The following is a 14,971-nucleotide window of genomic DNA, read 5'->3' as shown; positions in this document are numbered from 1 at the left end:
CCGCGCCCTCGCCCGCAGTGCCGGGTCCACCCCGATGCGCCAGGCGATCGGGCTCGTTGCCGTGGTCGCGGTGGTGAACCTCGTGACGTTGGGTCTCGCCTATCTCAAGCTGCGCGGCGGGGTCGAGGACGCGCTTCGCGCCAACCTCTCCCAGCACATGGCCGGATTCCAGGTCGCGGCCTCTCCGACCGCGCTCGAAATCCTCGTCGCGGCCGAGGCCGACGTCGCGGATCCGGCCCAGCGTGTTTTCGTCTATATTGCCCCTGATGGCCGCGTCACCGGCAATGCCGATGCGTTCCTGACCGGCGACGGCGTGGAGATCCGCCGCAAACCTGACGGCAGACCACTCGGGAGCGACGGGTACTTTCCCAGGGTCGAACGGATGGCGGGCGGCATCCTCGTCGTCGGCGAAAGCCGCGCGCCGCTCAGCGAGCTGCGCGAAACCTTCCTTGTCCTCCTGCTTCTCAGTCTTGCCCCGACTGTTCTCATCTCGCTCGGTGCTGGCGCGATGATCGCCGCGCGAGCGCGCCGCCGCGTCGATCAGATCGAGGCGACGCTCGCCCGGCTCTCGGAAGGCGCGCTCGACGCGCGGATACCGACCCAACCGGGGCGCGAGGACGACCTCGCCCGCATCGGCGCGCGGATCAACCGCATGGCCGCCGCGCAGGAAGCCTCGACCGAAGCGCTGCGGCAGGTTTCGGCCGACATCGCCCACGACCTCAAGACGCCCTTGCAGCGAATGACCGTGCTTTTGCACGATCTACGCGACAGCCTGCCCGACGACGGTGCCGAAGCCGCCCTAGCCGACCGCGCCATCGCCGAGGCCGAAGGCGCCGTCGGGGTATTCCACTCGCTCCTGCAGATCGCCCAGATCGAAGGCGGCGGCGTCCGGGCACGGTTCGAGCCCGTCGATCTGGCCCGCGTCGCCGCCGAGATCGCAGAACTCTATACGCCGTCGGCGGAAGAAAGCGGCCATCGCATCGCCCTTAATCTGCCGAACGCTCCGATTACGATCTCCGGCAACAGGGGCCTGATCGGCCAGGCGCTTGCCAATCTTATCGAAAACGCACTCCGTCACACCCCTTCCGGAACCGAGATCAGCATTTCGGTCGGTCGGATCGGCGGCAGACCAGAGCTTGAAGTCGCCGATCACGGCCCCGGCATCCCCGAAGCGGAACGCGGCAATGTCCTCCGTCGGCTTTACCGGCTGGAACAGAGCCGGACCACACCGGGCAACGGCCTTGGTCTGGCGCTCGTCGCGGCCACGGCGGCAGCGCATGGGGCCGAACTCATCCTCGGCGACAACGCACCTGGCTTGCGCATCCGGCTGCTATTTCCCGCGCCGCCCGACGCACCTTCACACCCCGCATGAGCACTCTTGACCGCGCCAGAAGCTGCGACCAGCATGGCGCCATGCGAAGCGATCCTGCCATGCCCCACCTGCCCGAAGACATACACGCTGTTGGCCGGCTTCTCGCCGACGAGAATTATGTTGCCGACCGGGCGCTGGCCACGGTCGTCTTTCTCGCGCTGAAACTCGGCCGGCCACTCTTTCTCGAAGGCGAGGCCGGCACCGGCAAAACCGAGATCGCGAAGGCCATCGCCGCCGCCCTCGGCCGCCGCCTGATCCGGCTCCAGTGCTACGAGGGGCTCGACGCGGCCTCCGCCGTCTGCGACTGGAACTTCGCCGCCCAGATGATCGCGATCCGCACCGCCGAGGCCGGCGGCACTGCCGATCGCGACGCGCTCCGGGCCGAGCTCTTCACCGAGGATTACCTCATCGAGCGCCCGCTCCTTGCCGCGATGCGGCCGCAGCCCGGCGGCGCACCGGTTCTCCTGATCGACGAACTCGACCGCACCGACGAGCCTTTCGAGGCGTTTCTCCTCGAAGCCCTTTCGGATTTCCAGGTGACGATTCCGGAACTCGGCACGATACGCGCGCCCGAGCCGCCCATCGTGATCCTCACCTCGAACCGGACGCGCGAGGTTCACGACGCGCTCAAACGGCGCTGCCTTTACCACTGGGTCGACTACCCGACCTTCGACCGCGAGATGGCGATCCTCCATGCCCGCGCCCCCGAGGCGACCGAAAGCCTCAGCCGCGAGATCGTCGCCTTCGTCCAGAAACTCCGGACCGAAGACCTCTTCAAGAAACCCGGCGTCGCCGAAACCATCGACTGGGCCAAGTGTCTCCTCGCCCTCGATGTCATCGCGCTCTCTCCCGAGGTCATCGCCGACACGCTCGGCGCGATCCTGAAATACCAGGACGATATCGCGAAGATCACCGGATCGCCGGCCAAGAAACTCCTCGACGAGGTCCGCGCCGATCTCGCGCCGGCATGACACAGGGTCTCTTCACCCATTCCCTTCATCTTGCCTCAGATATCCCGGGGGTGCGGGGGCAGCGCCCCCGCGCGTGCCACGATGGCTGACCTCGCCCCCCTCGACATCCCCGAGGACGGCAAGCTCACCGCCAATATCACCCATTTCGCCCGGGCGCTCCGCAAGGCCGGACTCAGGATCGGCCCGGGCCGGGTTCTCGACGCGATCCGCGCGGTGGAGGCGGCGGGGTTCTCCGAGAAGCGCGATTTCTACTGGGTCCTCCACGCCGTCTTCGTCTCCCGTCCCGAGGAGCGCGCCGTCTTCGCCCAGATCTTCCGGCTCTACTGGCGCGATCCGCGCTATCTCGAACACATGATGAGCCTGATGCTGCCGGCAGTGCGCGGCGTGCAGGAGGACCGCCGTGCGGCGGCGGCGGAAAAGCGCGCGGCCGAGGCGCTCTTGGACGGCGTCGCCCGCGACACGCCCGAAATGGGCGAAGGCGAGAACGACGAGGTGCAGATCGAGGCCGATGCGACCGCGACAATCTCGGCCGAGGAGCGGCTGCGCACGCTCGATTTCGAGCAGATGTCGGTCGCCGAGATCGCCGAGGCGAAGCGCATGATCGCGAAGCTGGAGCTGCCCGTCCGCCCGCTCGCCTCGCGCCGGACCCGGACCGATCCGGCCGGCCGCGTCGCCGACTGGCGGGCGACGATGCGGCAGGCGATGCGGCGCGGCGGCGAGATGCAGGCCCTCGTGACCCGAAGGCGCCGCGAACGCTGGCCGAACCTCGTCGTTCTGTGCGACATCTCGGGTTCGATGTCGCAATACAGCCGGATGGTGCTGCACTTCGTCCACGCGGTGGCCAACCGCAAGGGCGCGGGCTGGGCCAAGGTCCATGCCTTCACCTTCGGCACGAGGCTGACCAACATCACCCGCCACCTCGCGCATCGGGACGTCGACGCCGCGCTTGCCGCCGCCGGGGCGGAGGCACAGGACTGGCAAGGCGGCACGAGGATCGGCAGCTGCCTCCACGCCTTCAACCGCGACTGGTCTCGGCGGGTGATGGGGCAAGGCGCCGTCGTCATTCTCATCTCCGACGGCCTCGACCGCGACCCGGCCGCCGACCTGTCGCGCGAGATGGAGCGGCTTCACCTTTCCGCGCGCCGTCTCATCTGGATCAATCCGCTCTTGCGCTGGGACGGGTTCGTGCCAAAGGCGCGCGGCATCGCGGCCATGTTGCCGCATGTCGACAGTTTCCGTGCCGGTCACTCCATCGCCTCGCTCGACGACCTCGGCCGCGCCATCGGCGCCGCAAGGGATTCAGGCGAGAAGGATCGGCTGATGCGGTTGATCGGCGTTTGATGTGACGACCGCGCGGCGGGGAGGAATTCGGGGCATCAACGAAGCGGGTATGGAGGAACTTCCATCTGTCGCGGATTTGTGCCCCCCCTGTCCGGTCAGTCCGGTCCCCGGAAAAACTCCGAAACGGAGAGATGACAACACCGACCAAGGTCAGATAGCCTCGCGTCAGGTGAGTCCGCACCCTTAACCCGGTCGAAGCAACATTGCGTAGGAAGATCATGCAGCTCACCGACAGCCGAGACATCAAGGCCAGCCCCGACGCCATATGGGCGGCGATCCTCGATCCTGCCATTCTGATGGCCTCGATTCCCGGCTGCGAAAGCCTCACCGGTTCACCCGAGGAGGGGTACGAGGCGGTGGTCGTGCAGAAGGTCGGACCGGTCAAGGCGCGCTTCACCGGTGTCGTCACGCTCTCCGATATCCAGCCCGGCCGCGCGGTGACCATCACCGGCGAGGGCAAGGGCGGACCCGCCGGATTCGCCAAGGGCGGCGCCAGGGTGACGCTCGCGCCCGAGGGCGAAGGCACCCGGCTGTCCTACGACGTCGAGGCGATGGTGGGCGGCAAGCTCGCCCAACTCGGCAGCCGGATCATCGACGGCTTCGCAAAGAAGCTCGCTGACCAGTTTTTCGAACGGCTCCAGGAGACGATCGAGGGGCCGGCGGACCCGCAAGTGCCAGAACCCGAAGGGGACGGTGAAAAGAAAGGTTGGCTCAAGCGCACATTCGGCGGCTGAGCCGGGGGAATACAGGGAGGAGAACAAAATGAAAGTTTCACTGACCGTGAACGGCAAAGCCGTTTCCGGCGAGGCGGAGGGGCGCACGCTGTTGTCGTCGTTCCTGCGCGAGGGGCTCGGCCTGACTGGCACCCATGTCGGCTGCGACACATCGCAGTGCGGCGCCTGTGTTGTCCATGTGGATGGAAAGGCGGTGAAAAGCTGCACAATCTTCGCGGCCGATGCCGACGGCGCCAACGTCACGACGATCGAGGGCATGGCCAATCCCGACGGCACGCTCGGCCGGATTCAGCAGGCGTTCCAGGATCATCACGGGCTCCAGTGCGGCTTCTGTACGCCCGGCATGGTGATGTCGGCGGCTGCCCTTCTGTCTGAGAACCCGCAGCCGACCGAGGCCGACGTGCGGCACTACCTCGAAGGCAACATCTGCCGCTGCACCGGTTACCACAACATCGTCAAGGCGGTCCTCGCCGCGTCCGGACAGGACGTGTCGAAGATCGCGGCCGAGTGAGGGAGGGGAACATGCCGAAAGATCACGGTATTGGCGCCAGCAGCAAGCGGCGCGAGGATGTGCGGTTCCTGACCGGCAAGGGCCGCTACACAGATGACATCAACCTGCGCGGACATGCACATGCGGTCTTCGTCCGCTCCCAGGTCGCGCATGGCAAGATCCGCAAGATCGACACCAGCGATGCCGAGGCGATGCCCGGCGTGCTCAAGGTCTTCACCGCCGCAGACTTCGACGGCAAGGGCGGTGTGCCCTGTGGCTGGCAGATCCATGACCGCGCCGGCAACCCGATGCTGGAGCCAAAGCACCCGATCCTCGCCGAGGGCAAGGTGCGCTACGTCGGTGACGCCATCGCCTGCGTGGTGGCCGAGACGCTGGAAGAGGCGCGCGACGCGGCCGAGGCGGTCGTCGTCGACATCGACGAACTGCCCGCCGTCGTGGACATGAAGGCCGCCGTTCAGGGCGGCCCGCTCGTTCATGACGAGGTGGGGTCCAACCTCTGCTACGACTGGGGATTCATCGAGGACAACAAGGCCGCGACCGACGAGGCGTTCAAGAAGGCGCATCACGTCACGACGCTGGAACTGGTCAACAACCGGCTGGTGCCGAACGCGATGGAACCGCGCGTCGCCATTGGCGACTATTCCCAGGCGGGCGACGACTACACGCTCTACACCACGAGCCAGAACCCGCATGTGATCCGGCTTCTGATGGGGGCCTTCGTGCTTTCCATCCCGGAACACAAGCTGCGGGTCGTTGCGCCGGACGTGGGCGGCGGCTTCGGATCGAAGATCTTCCACTATGTCGAGGAAGCCTTCGTCACCCATGCCGCAAAGGTCGTCGGGCGTCCGGTCAAATGGACCTGCTCGCGCTCGGAGAGTTTCCTGACCGACGCGCATGGCCGCGACCATGTGACGAAGATCGAACTCGCGCTCGACAAGGATGGCATGTTCCAGGCGATCCGGACCGAGACCTACGCGAATATGGGCGCCTATCTTTCCACCTTCGCGCCTTCCGTGCCGACCTACTTGCACGGCACGCTGATGGCCGGGAACTACAAGACCCCGCATATCTACGTGAACGTGAAGGCGGTCTTTACCAACACCGTTCCCGTCGACGCCTATCGCGGCGCCGGCCGGCCGGAGGCGACCTTCCAGCTTGAACGTGTCATCGACAAGGCGGCGCGCGAAATGGGGATCGACCCGATAGAGATCCGGCGGAGAAACTTTGTCGGAAAGGACGAGTTCCCCTATCAGACCCCGGTCGCAGTACAGTACGACACCGGCAACTATCAAGCGACGATGGACAAGCTTGAAGAGATCGCTGACCTCGCCGGGTTCGAGAAGCGCCGGACTGAAAGCGCGAAGAAGGGCCTGCTGCGCGGTCTCGGCGTGAACTGCTACATCGAGGCCTGCGGCATTGCCCCCAGTAACCTCGTCGGACAGCTCGGCGCCCGGGCGGGCCTTTACGAAAGCGCGACCGTGCGGGTGAACGCCACCGGCGGGCTTGTCGTGATGACCGGCAGCCACAGCCACGGACAGGGCCACGAGACGGCGTTCCCGCAGGTGATCTCCGAGATGATTGGCATTCCCGAGAACATGATCGAGGTCGTGCACGGCGACACCGCCAACACGCCGATGGGGATGGGCACGTACGGCTCACGCTCTCTCGCGGTCGGCGGATCGGCGATGGTCAAGGCGACGAACAAGATCATCGCCAAGGCCAAGAAGATTGCGGCCCACCTGATGGAGGCCGCCGAGGGCGATATCGAACTGAAGGACGGCAAGTTTTCCGTCGCCGGCACCGACAAGTCGGTGGACTGGGGCGCGGTCTGCCTTGCCGCCTACGTTCCGCACAACTACCCGCTCGAAGATCTCGAGCCGGGGCTGGAGGAAACCGCCTTCTACGATCCGTCGAACTTCACCTATCCCGCCGGCGCCTATGCCTGCGAGGTGGAGGTCGATCCGGAAACCGGGAAGGTCACGGTCTGCTCGTTCGCGGCGGCCGACGATTTCGGCAACGTCATCAATCCGATGATCGTCTCGGGTCAGGTCCATGGCGGGCTGGCGCAGGGGATCGGGCAGGCGCTTCTGGAAGCGGCGGCCTATGACGAGAACGGCCAGCTCCTGTCGGGCAGCTACATGGACTATGCCATGCCGCGCGCCGACGATGTGCCGTTCTACAAGGTCGACCATTCCTGCCAGACGCCCTGCACCCACAATCCGCTGGGTGTGAAGGGCTGCGGCGAGGCCGGGGCAATCGGGTCGCCGCCGGCGGTCGTCAACGCGGTGATCGACGCGCTCCAGCGCGGCGGGCACAAACACGTCACCCATATCGACATGCCGGTCTCGCCCTCGCGCGTCTGGTCGGCGATCAACGGCTGAGGGGGAAGCAGATGTACAATTTCGAATTCGTGAAACCGGCCTCCCTCGCCGAAGCCGGGAAGGCGATGGGGCAGGAAGACGCGCAGGCGCTCGGTGGCGGGCAGACTTTGATCCCGACGCTGAAGCAGCGGTTGGCCTCACCGGCCGTTCTTGTCAGCCTCTCGGGCATTGCCGAGTTGAAGGGCGTTTGCACCGGCGATGACGGCGCGTTCTGCATCGGTGGCGCGACCACCCATGCGACCGTTGCCAAGGAGGCGGCGAGCAAGTTCCCCGCTCTCGCTGCCCTTGCCGGCGGGATCGGCGACCCGGCAGTGCGGAATCGGGGAACGATCGGCGGTTCGCTCGCCAACAACGACCCCTCGGCCTGCTACCCGTCAGCCGTTCTCGCGACCGGGGCCACCATCGTCACCAACACCCGGAAGATCGCGGCGGATGACTTCTTCGAGGGTCTTTTCACCACGGCGCTTGAGCCTGGCGAGATCATCACAGAGGTCCGCTTTCCGATTCCGGAACGCGCCGCCTACGCGAAGTTCCAGCAGCCGGCCTCGCGGTTCGCGCTGACGGGTGCCTTCGTGGCGAAATACGGCGCGGGCGTACGGATCGCGATCACCGGCGCGTCGGAGGACGGCGTGTTCCGCTGGACAGACGCCGAAGCGGCATTGTCCGCGAACTTCTCGCCCGCAGTGATCGACGGTCTGTCCATCGCCGCCGACGGCATGATCGGCGATCTGCACGGGACGCCGGCCTACCGGGCGAACCTCGTGAAGGTGATGACCAAACGCGCGGTCGCTGCCGCCTGATAGGCCGATAATTCGTAAGGACGATACCCCCGCTGCGGCGGGGGTATTCATTGGGAACAGGTCGAACCGGCCTTGATCGGGGCCGACACCGAATCTCGTGGAGAGATGGGACGGCATTGACCACTGCGACAGCGCAAATCGCAGATCCCGTTCCGGAAAGCCTCATGAAGTATCGGGAAAATTGGTCGGAGCGAGAGGATTCGAACCTCCGACCCCCTGCTCCCGAAGCAGGTGCGCTACCAGGCTGCGCTACGCTCCGACCTTTGCCGGGCGGGGTTACCGATTCCCGTGAGCTTTGGCAAGGGGGATCGGACCGGCGATCTTACGAAGTCGGGTCGGTCCGTCCACGGAGCACCCGTTGCAAGACGCTCGACCGGGGCGTGGTCACGGTTTCGGTCCGGCCGCGCGTCTCGATCACGGGCTGGTGCCCGGAGGCACCGATCCTGCTTTCACGGAAGACGATGTAGAGGCCGGAGGCGATGATCACGCCCGCGCCGATCCCGGTCGCCATGTCGGGCCGTTCATTGAAGAGAAAGTAGCCATAGGCCGTCGCCCAGAGGATCTGCGAATACTGCATCGGCGCGACGATCACCGCCTCGCCCGCCCGATAGGCGAGGATGACGAGAAACGACCCGATAAGGCCGAGAACCGCAATCACCCCCATCATCCCTAGATGCTCGACCGGCATCGCCCGGTAAACGAACGGCAGTGCAAGCCCCATGGCGAGGAAATTCCCGACCATTGGGAAAAGCAGCAGGACGACCGAGCGTTCATCGGACCCGATCCGGCGCACGATGACCGAAGCGGTCGCCCCGCAGACCGCCGCGACGAACGCCGCCAGATGTCCGACCGACAGCGCCGACTGTCCCGGCCGCATGACGATCAGCACGCCGATCAACCCGACGATCACCGCCGCCCAGCGCCGCGCCCTGACCCGCTCGCCCAAGATGGGAATCGCAAGGATGGTGATAAGGAGCGGCGAGGAAAAGAGGATCACGTAGACTTGCGCCAGCGGCAGGGTGGAGAACGCGTAGAAGGCCGAGACGCCGGTGATCACGGTGCAGACCGTGCGCAAAAGCACCCACCAGGGATGGCGTGGGCGCAGGCTCGCCTCGCTCGCATCGTTCAGAAGGATCACGGAGACGATCGGAAAGCTCAGAAGGGCGGCGAAGAAGACGATCTGGACCGCAGAGTAATGCACGCCCAGGGCCTTCACCACCACGTCATGGGTCGCGAAGACCCCCATCGCCACCAGCGCGAGGATAGCACCGCGAAGATTGTGAGCGCCCGTCATCGCCGGCGGTCCCGTTTTGTTACCGCTCGCACCATTGAACCGGCGCGGCGACGGGTGCAAGCCCCCCGCCCCCGATTTCAGGCCGCCGTGCCAGCGCGGCAGGCCCCGGAGACCCCGCACTGACCAATGAAAAGGGGCGCCGAAGCGCCCCAGCTCGTTCCTGTCTGCGTGCCCTCAGAGGCTCGCGTCAAGTGCCTTGACGATGACGTCGCCCATCTCGGACGTGGAGATCAGCTTGCCGCCTTCCGGGCCCATCAGATCGGCCGTGCGGGCGCCGTCGGCGAGCACCTTCTCCACCGCTTGTTCCAGCCGCGTCGCCTCGTCACCCTGATCGAACGAATACCGCAGCGCCATCGCGAAGGAGAGGATGCAGGCGATCGGGTTGGCCTTGCCCTGCCCGGCGATGTCGGGCGCAGAGCCGTGGACCGGCTCATAGAGCGCCTTCGGCCGGCCATTCGCCATCGGCGCGCCGAGCGAGGCCGAAGGCAGCATTCCGAGCGACCCGGTCAGCATCGCGGCGCAGTCGGAGAGAAGATCGCCGAAGAGGTTGTCGGTGACGATCACGTCGAACTGCTTAGGCCAGCGGACAAGCTGCATCGCGCCCGCGTCGGCATACATGTGGGACAGCTCGACATCCGGATATTCGTTGTCGTGTACCCACTGCACTTCCTCGCGCCAGAGGATGCCCGATTCCATCACGTTGGCCTTCTCCATCGAGCAGACCTTGTTGTTCCGGCGGCGCGCCAGTTCGAAGGCGGAGCGCGCGACGCGGCGGATCTCGTCGGTCGTGTAGCGCTGGGTGTTGATGCCGACGCGGCCGCCCTCGTTATCCGGGAAGATGCCGCGCGGTTCGCCAAAATAGACGCCCGAGGTCAGTTCGCGCACGATCATGATGTCGAGGCCCGCGACGATGTCCTTTTTCAGCGACGAGAAATCGGCGAGCGCGTCAAAGCATTGCGCCGGGCGGAGGTTGGAGAAAAGGTCCATCTCCTTCCGCAGCCGCAGAAGCCCCCGCTCCGGCTTCACGCTGAAGTCGAGATTGTCGTATTTCGGCCCGCCGACGGCGCCGAGCAGGACCGCGTCTACCGCCTGCGCCTTGGCCATCGTCTCGTCGGTCAGCGGCACGCCATGCGCGTCATAGGCGGAACCGCCGACGAGATCCTCGCTGACATTGAACTCGAGGCCACGCTTGTCGCCGAACCAGGCGATGATCTTACGGACCTCGGCCATGACTTCGGGGCCGATCCCGTCACCGGGCAGGATGAGAATGGACGGATTTGCCACGGGCTTCGCTCCTCAGGGCTTGCGGAATAACGTTCCTGCCCGCCTAGCCAAAGCCCGGCGCCGGGTCAAGCGCGGGGCAGGGATTCGAAACCTGCCTTGCGGAAACGAAGGTGCGGCCCGTGCCACAGAAGCGCGGCACTGCGCCGGATTATCCTTTGCGGCAGGAGATGATGCGAGACGATTCCGCCCGCCGTGATCCGCAGGGTGCCGGCGGCCTGAGCGTGGTTGCCTTCCCCATCCGAATCCGCAGGATGGCGCGGGACGAAAGGACGGACATGAACATACTCGATCTTGGCGACCTGCACCTCCACTGGCGCGAAGACGGCGAGCCTTCCGGGCGGCCGGTGGTCTTCGCCAACTCGCTCGGCACCGATTTCCGGATGTGGGACAAGCTGATCCCTAGGCTGCCTCAGGGGCTGCGGCTGATCCGCTACGACTTGCGCGGGCACGGGCTGTCCGCTTGCCCGACCGGACCCTATTCGATGGGCGCGCTGATCCGCGATGCGGAGCGGCTGCTCGACGCGCTGAAGGTCCGCGATTGCGTCTTCGTCGGTCTCTCGATCGGCGGGCTGATCGCGCAAGGCCTGGCGGTGAAGCGGCTAGATCTCGTGCGGGCGATGGTGCTATCGAATACCGCCGCCAAGATTGGCACGGCCCAGATGTGGTCCGACCGGATCGCCGCGATCCGGGCGGGCGGGATCGAGGCCATCGGCGACGCGATGATGGAGCGGTGGTTCTCCAAGACCTTCCGCGCAACTCCCGAGATGCGGGCTTACCGCAACATGCTGACCCGTCAGCCGGTCGAGGGCTATGCCGGTTGCGCCGCCGCGATCTCCGGCACCGATTTCATCACGCCCACCTCCGGCCTGACCCTGCCCACCCTCGCCATCGCCGGTTCCGAAGACGGCGCGACACCTCCCGATCTCGTGCGCGAGACCTCTGACCTGATCCGGGGGGCGCGGTTTCACCTGATCCGAGGCGCGGGCCACCTGCCACCGGTCGACAAGCCCGCCGACTACGCGGCGGTCCTGACCGGGTTCCTGACCGCGATCGGCCATGTCTGAGACGGTGCGGTTTCTTCTCGTCCATGGCTCGTGCCACGGCGCCTGGTGCTGGCGCGACGTGATCCCGGCGCTTGAGGCTCTGGGGCACGAAGCGACGGCCATCGACCTGCCCTCGCATGGCGAGGATCGGACCCCGGCGGCCGACGCGACACTTGATCTCTATGCCGAGGCGATCCTCGACGCCATCGACGCGCCGGTGACGCTCGTCGGCCATTCCGCTGCGGGCTATCCGATTACCCTTGCCGCCGAGCGGGCACCGGGCAAGGTGAGGCGGCTTGCCTATCTCTGCGCCTATGTACCGGCGCGGGGGATGTCGATGATCGACATGCGCAAGGCCGGACCCCGGCAGCTTCTGCAAGGCGCGGTGCGGGCGGCGCCGGACGGTGTCACCTATTCGGTCGACCCGGCAATGGCGCCCGGCACCTTCTACCACGACTGCCCGGAAGAGGCCGTGGCCGACGCCCTGCCCCGGCTCTGCCCGGAGCCGATCCTGCCGCAGTCGACGGCTTTGCCACTGCTGCGCAACTGGCCCGCTATCGAAAAGCACTACATCGTCTGCGAGGACGACCACACGATCCCGCCGGAATATCAAGCGACGATGGCCGCCGCCTTTCCGCCCGGTCACGTGACGTCGCTTGCAACGGGCCATTCGCCCTTCTTCACCGCACCGGGCGCCCTTGCCCGGCGCCTATCGGAAATCGTCGGGACCGCCGACGCGTAAGCCGGGATTTCGCCGCCGGCAAGCGTGGGCCAGAACGGACGCTACCGGCATCCCTCTTCCCTTCGGCCCGCGTCTTGGCTAGCCTGCCCCGGCCCGGCGGCATTTCCGCGCCGGCCGGGAATTCCATGCAGAATCGCCTCGCGCTTATCTTCATCCTGACCACGGTGATGATCGACTCCATCGGGATCGGCATCATCTTCCCAGTCATGCCCGAACTGATGCGCGAGGTGACGGGCGCAGACCTCTCCACCGCCTCGCTCTGGGGCGGTGTGCTCGCCACCTCGTTTGCCGTGATGCAGTTCCTTTGCGGCCCGGTGGTCGGCAACCTTTCCGACCGCTACGGGCGGCGGCCGGTGATGCTGATCGCGCTCGCGGTGATGGCAGTGGACTACCTGATCATGGCGGTCGCCGGGACAGTCTGGCTCCTCCTCGTCGGGCGCATCGTCGCGGGCGCTGCCGCCGCGACCTACTCGACCGCGAACGCCTATGTCGCCGATATTTCCGCCCCCGACCAGCGCGCGAAGAATTTCGGGTTCATCGGTGCCGCCTTCGGGCTCGGCTTCATCGCCGGGCCGCTTCTTGGCGGGATCGCCGCCGAATGGGGAACGCGGGCGCCGTTCTGGGCCGCCGCTGCCATCGCCGCGCTGAACGCCCTATTCGGACTTGTCGCCCTTCCCGAGAGCCTGCGGACCGAGAAACGCCGGCCCTTCAGCCTGGCCCGCGCCAATCCCTTCGGTTCGTTCCGCGCCATCGGCCACCTGCCGGGCCTGAAACGGCTTCTTGCGATCATGTTCCTCTACACGGTGGCCTTCCAGTCCTACCCCTCGATCTGGGCCTTCTTCGGCACCGAGCGCTTCGGATGGGATGCCTGGTGGAACGGCCTGTCACTTGCGCTTTTCGGCGGCTGCATGGTGGTGGTGCAGGGCTTCCTCGTCGCCCCGGCGATCCGGATCTGGGGCGACCGCAGCACCGCCGCCTACGGCATGTCGCTGGAAGTCGTGACCTTCGGCTTTTACGGATTTGTCACGTCGGGCTTCTGGGCGCTCGTCTTCACCCCGATCGCCTCGGTGGCCGGCATCGCCGGGCCGGCGCTCTCCGGCATCATGGCCAATGCGACTCCCGACGACCAGCAGGGAGAGTTGCAGGGCGTCATCGCCTCGGTCTCGGCCATCGCCATGGGGCTCGCGCCGATGGTGATGACGTCGGTCTTCTGGGCCTTCACCCATGAGGGCGCGACGCACTATCTCCCCGGTGCGCCGTTCCTCCTCTCTGGCCTTTTGATGGTCGCTTCCGTCATAGTCCTGGTCGTGCCCGCACGCGAAAGGGCCGCCGCCTGACCTCAGCCTTCCCCCGGGAGGAGACGCCATGACCGAGATCCGCGCCGCCGTCTGTCACGAATTCGGCCAACCGCTCTGTATCGAGACAGTCCATCTCCGCGCCCCCGGACCGGGCGAGGTCGAGGTGACGCTCGACGCCTGCGCGATCTGCTTTTCGGATATCTCCTATATCGACGGCGGTTGGGGCGGGACGCTTCCGGCGGTCTACGGGCACGAGGCATCGGGGCACGTCTCCGCGACCGGTTCCGGCGTGACCGGTTACGCCATCGGCGACCCGGTTCTCGTCACGCTCATCCGCTCCTGCGGGCAGTGCCCGACCTGCGCCGCAGGCCGGCCCGTTCTGTGCGCCACGCCGCCAGGCCCCGGGAGCCCGTTGACAACCACGGGCGGTGGCGCTCTCGAACAGGGCCTCGACTGCGGCGCCTTCGCCGAACGCGTTGTGGTGCAGACAAGCCAGATTGCCCCCCTGCCGCCCGGCATCCCGATGGAGGCGGCCGCCCTCATCTCCTGCGGGGTGATCACCGGGCTCGGCGCGGCGGTCAACACCGCCCGGGTCCGGCCTGGAGATGTCGTGGTGGTGATCGGGGCCGGGGGTGTCGGGCTCAACGCGATCCAGGGCGCGCGGCTTGCCGGGGCCGCGCGGATCATCGCCGTCGACATGCTGTCCGAAAAGCTCGAAATCGCGAAGGAATTCGGCGCGACCGACGGCATCCTCGCCACCACGCCGAAACCCTGGGCGGAGGCGAAGCGCATCGCGGGTCGTGGCGCCGACGTGGTGCTGGTCGCCGTCGGCGCCATCCCCGCCTACGACACTGCAACCCGGTATCTCGCGAATGGCGGCCGCATGGTCGCGGTCGGCATGCCGCATTCCGGCGCCAAATCTCAGTGGGAACCGGTGATCTTCACCTATACCGGAAACGCGATGATCGGCTCCAACATGGGCGACACGGTGCTACCCCGAGATATTCCGTGGATCACCGATCTCTACCTTCAGGGCCGGCTTAAACTTGACGAGCTAATCTCGGGCCGCTGGACCCTCGACCAGATCAACGAGGCGATCGCCGACACAAGGACCGGCGCCGCCCGTCGCAACGTCATCGTCTTCTGACGGGTCTTCCCCTTTCATCTTGGCCGAAATACCTTCGGGGGGGTCCGGGGGGC

At 66.5% G+C, this 14,971-nt stretch carries 13 protein-coding genes and 1 tRNA gene; 11 read left to right on the top strand and 3 right to left on the bottom strand.

The window, feature by feature from the left end:
• Positions 1–34: 34 nt before the first annotated feature.
• The 7 genes from V5734_RS03535 to V5734_RS03505 all read left to right on the top strand — a co-directional run bounded on the left by V5734_RS03535 (position 35) and on the right by V5734_RS03505 (position 8,110).
• Positions 35–1,372: a sensor histidine kinase gene (locus V5734_RS03535; protein WP_347312134.1), complete on the top strand. Its 1,338-nt coding sequence runs from the start codon at positions 35–37 to the stop codon at positions 1,370–1,372.
• Between the two features lie 59 nt (positions 1,373–1,431).
• Positions 1,432–2,343 (top strand): AAA family ATPase, encoded by a 912-nt coding sequence (locus tag V5734_RS03530; protein WP_347313564.1) that lies wholly within the window; start codon positions 1,432–1,434, stop codon positions 2,341–2,343.
• An 81-nt stretch (positions 2,344–2,424) separates the two neighbouring features.
• A complete protein-coding gene (locus tag V5734_RS03525; protein WP_347312133.1) occupies positions 2,425–3,684 on the top strand; it encodes a vWA domain-containing protein in 1,260 nt (419 codons plus the stop codon).
• Between the two features lie 218 nt (positions 3,685–3,902).
• Positions 3,903–4,418 (top strand): CoxG family protein, encoded by a 516-nt coding sequence (locus V5734_RS03520; RefSeq protein ID WP_347312132.1) that lies wholly within the window; start codon positions 3,903–3,905, stop codon positions 4,416–4,418.
• A 28-nt stretch (positions 4,419–4,446) separates the two neighbouring features.
• A complete protein-coding gene (locus V5734_RS03515) occupies positions 4,447–4,929 on the top strand; it encodes a (2Fe-2S)-binding protein (RefSeq protein ID WP_347312131.1) in 483 nt (160 codons plus the stop codon).
• An 11-nt stretch (positions 4,930–4,940) separates the two neighbouring features.
• Positions 4,941–7,310, top strand: a complete 2,370-nt coding sequence (locus tag V5734_RS03510) for a xanthine dehydrogenase family protein molybdopterin-binding subunit (protein ID WP_347312130.1) — start codon at positions 4,941–4,943, stop codon at positions 7,308–7,310.
• Positions 7,311–7,321: 11 nt separating this feature from the next.
• The gene (locus V5734_RS03505; RefSeq protein WP_347312129.1) at positions 7,322–8,110 is read left to right on the top strand and encodes an FAD binding domain-containing protein; all 789 of its coding nucleotides are present in this window, start codon (positions 7,322–7,324) and stop codon (positions 8,108–8,110) included.
• Between the two features lie 182 nt (positions 8,111–8,292).
• On the opposite strand, the gene V5734_RS03500 is transcribed toward V5734_RS03505, so the two are convergent.
• The 3 genes from V5734_RS03500 to leuB form a co-directional block, all read right to left on the bottom strand.
• Positions 8,293–8,369, bottom strand: a tRNA-Pro gene (locus V5734_RS03500).
• Between the two features lie 63 nt (positions 8,370–8,432).
• Entirely contained in the window at positions 8,433–9,404 is a 972-nt protein-coding gene (locus tag V5734_RS03495; RefSeq protein WP_347312128.1) for a DMT family transporter, read from the bottom strand.
• Between the two features lie 174 nt (positions 9,405–9,578).
• Positions 9,579–10,688, bottom strand: a complete 1,110-nt coding sequence (gene leuB / locus V5734_RS03490; RefSeq protein WP_347312127.1) for a 3-isopropylmalate dehydrogenase — start codon at positions 10,686–10,688, stop codon at positions 9,579–9,581.
• Positions 10,689–10,963: 275 nt separating this feature from the next.
• Between leuB and pcaD the strand changes: the two genes are divergently transcribed.
• From pcaD to V5734_RS03470, 4 genes are all read left to right on the top strand, one after another.
• Positions 10,964–11,752, top strand: a complete 789-nt coding sequence (pcaD, locus tag V5734_RS03485; RefSeq protein WP_347312126.1) for a 3-oxoadipate enol-lactonase — start codon at positions 10,964–10,966, stop codon at positions 11,750–11,752.
• Entirely contained in the window at positions 11,745–12,473 is a 729-nt protein-coding gene (locus tag V5734_RS03480) for an alpha/beta fold hydrolase (RefSeq protein WP_347312125.1), read from the top strand. Before pcaD ends, V5734_RS03480 begins: the two co-directional genes overlap by 8 nt.
• Before the next feature lie 125 nt (positions 12,474–12,598).
• A complete protein-coding gene (locus tag V5734_RS03475; RefSeq protein ID WP_347312124.1) occupies positions 12,599–13,810 on the top strand; it encodes a TCR/Tet family MFS transporter in 1,212 nt (403 codons plus the stop codon).
• A gap of 28 nt (positions 13,811–13,838) precedes the next feature.
• Positions 13,839–14,918 (top strand): zinc-binding dehydrogenase, encoded by a 1,080-nt coding sequence (locus V5734_RS03470; protein ID WP_347312123.1) that lies wholly within the window; start codon positions 13,839–13,841, stop codon positions 14,916–14,918.
• Positions 14,919–14,971 lie beyond the last annotated feature (53 nt).

It is taken from the genome of Defluviimonas sp. SAOS-178_SWC (assembly GCF_039830135.1).
Taxonomy (GTDB): domain Bacteria; phylum Pseudomonadota; class Alphaproteobacteria; order Rhodobacterales; family Rhodobacteraceae; genus Albidovulum.
Note: the sequence above shows the minus strand (reverse complement) of the source record. Positions and strands in the feature narration are given on the sequence as shown.

Bases quoted from the DNA above. Each gene is read 5' to 3' on its own strand.
- V5734_RS03535 (WP_347312134.1), top strand. From the start codon at position 35: ATGCGCCAGGCGATCGGGCTCGTTGCCGTGGTCGCGGTGGTGAACCTC.
- V5734_RS03530 (WP_347313564.1), top strand. From the start codon at position 1,432: ATGCCCCACCTGCCCGAAGACATACACGCTGTTGGCCGGCTTCTCGCC.
- V5734_RS03525 (WP_347312133.1), top strand. From the start codon at position 2,425: ATGGCTGACCTCGCCCCCCTCGACATCCCCGAGGACGGCAAGCTCACC.
- V5734_RS03520 (WP_347312132.1), top strand. From the start codon at position 3,903: ATGCAGCTCACCGACAGCCGAGACATCAAGGCCAGCCCCGACGCCATA.
- V5734_RS03515 (WP_347312131.1), top strand. From the start codon at position 4,447: ATGAAAGTTTCACTGACCGTGAACGGCAAAGCCGTTTCCGGCGAGGCG.
- V5734_RS03510 (WP_347312130.1), top strand. From the start codon at position 4,941: ATGCCGAAAGATCACGGTATTGGCGCCAGCAGCAAGCGGCGCGAGGAT.
- V5734_RS03505 (WP_347312129.1), top strand. From the start codon at position 7,322: ATGTACAATTTCGAATTCGTGAAACCGGCCTCCCTCGCCGAAGCCGGG.
- V5734_RS03495 (WP_347312128.1), bottom strand. From the start codon at position 9,404: ATGACGGGCGCTCACAATCTTCGCGGTGCTATCCTCGCGCTGGTGGCG.
- pcaD (WP_347312126.1), top strand. From the start codon at position 10,964: ATGAACATACTCGATCTTGGCGACCTGCACCTCCACTGGCGCGAAGAC.
- V5734_RS03480 (WP_347312125.1), top strand. From the start codon at position 11,745: ATGTCTGAGACGGTGCGGTTTCTTCTCGTCCATGGCTCGTGCCACGGC.
- V5734_RS03475 (WP_347312124.1), top strand. From the start codon at position 12,599: ATGCAGAATCGCCTCGCGCTTATCTTCATCCTGACCACGGTGATGATC.
- V5734_RS03470 (WP_347312123.1), top strand. From the start codon at position 13,839: ATGACCGAGATCCGCGCCGCCGTCTGTCACGAATTCGGCCAACCGCTC.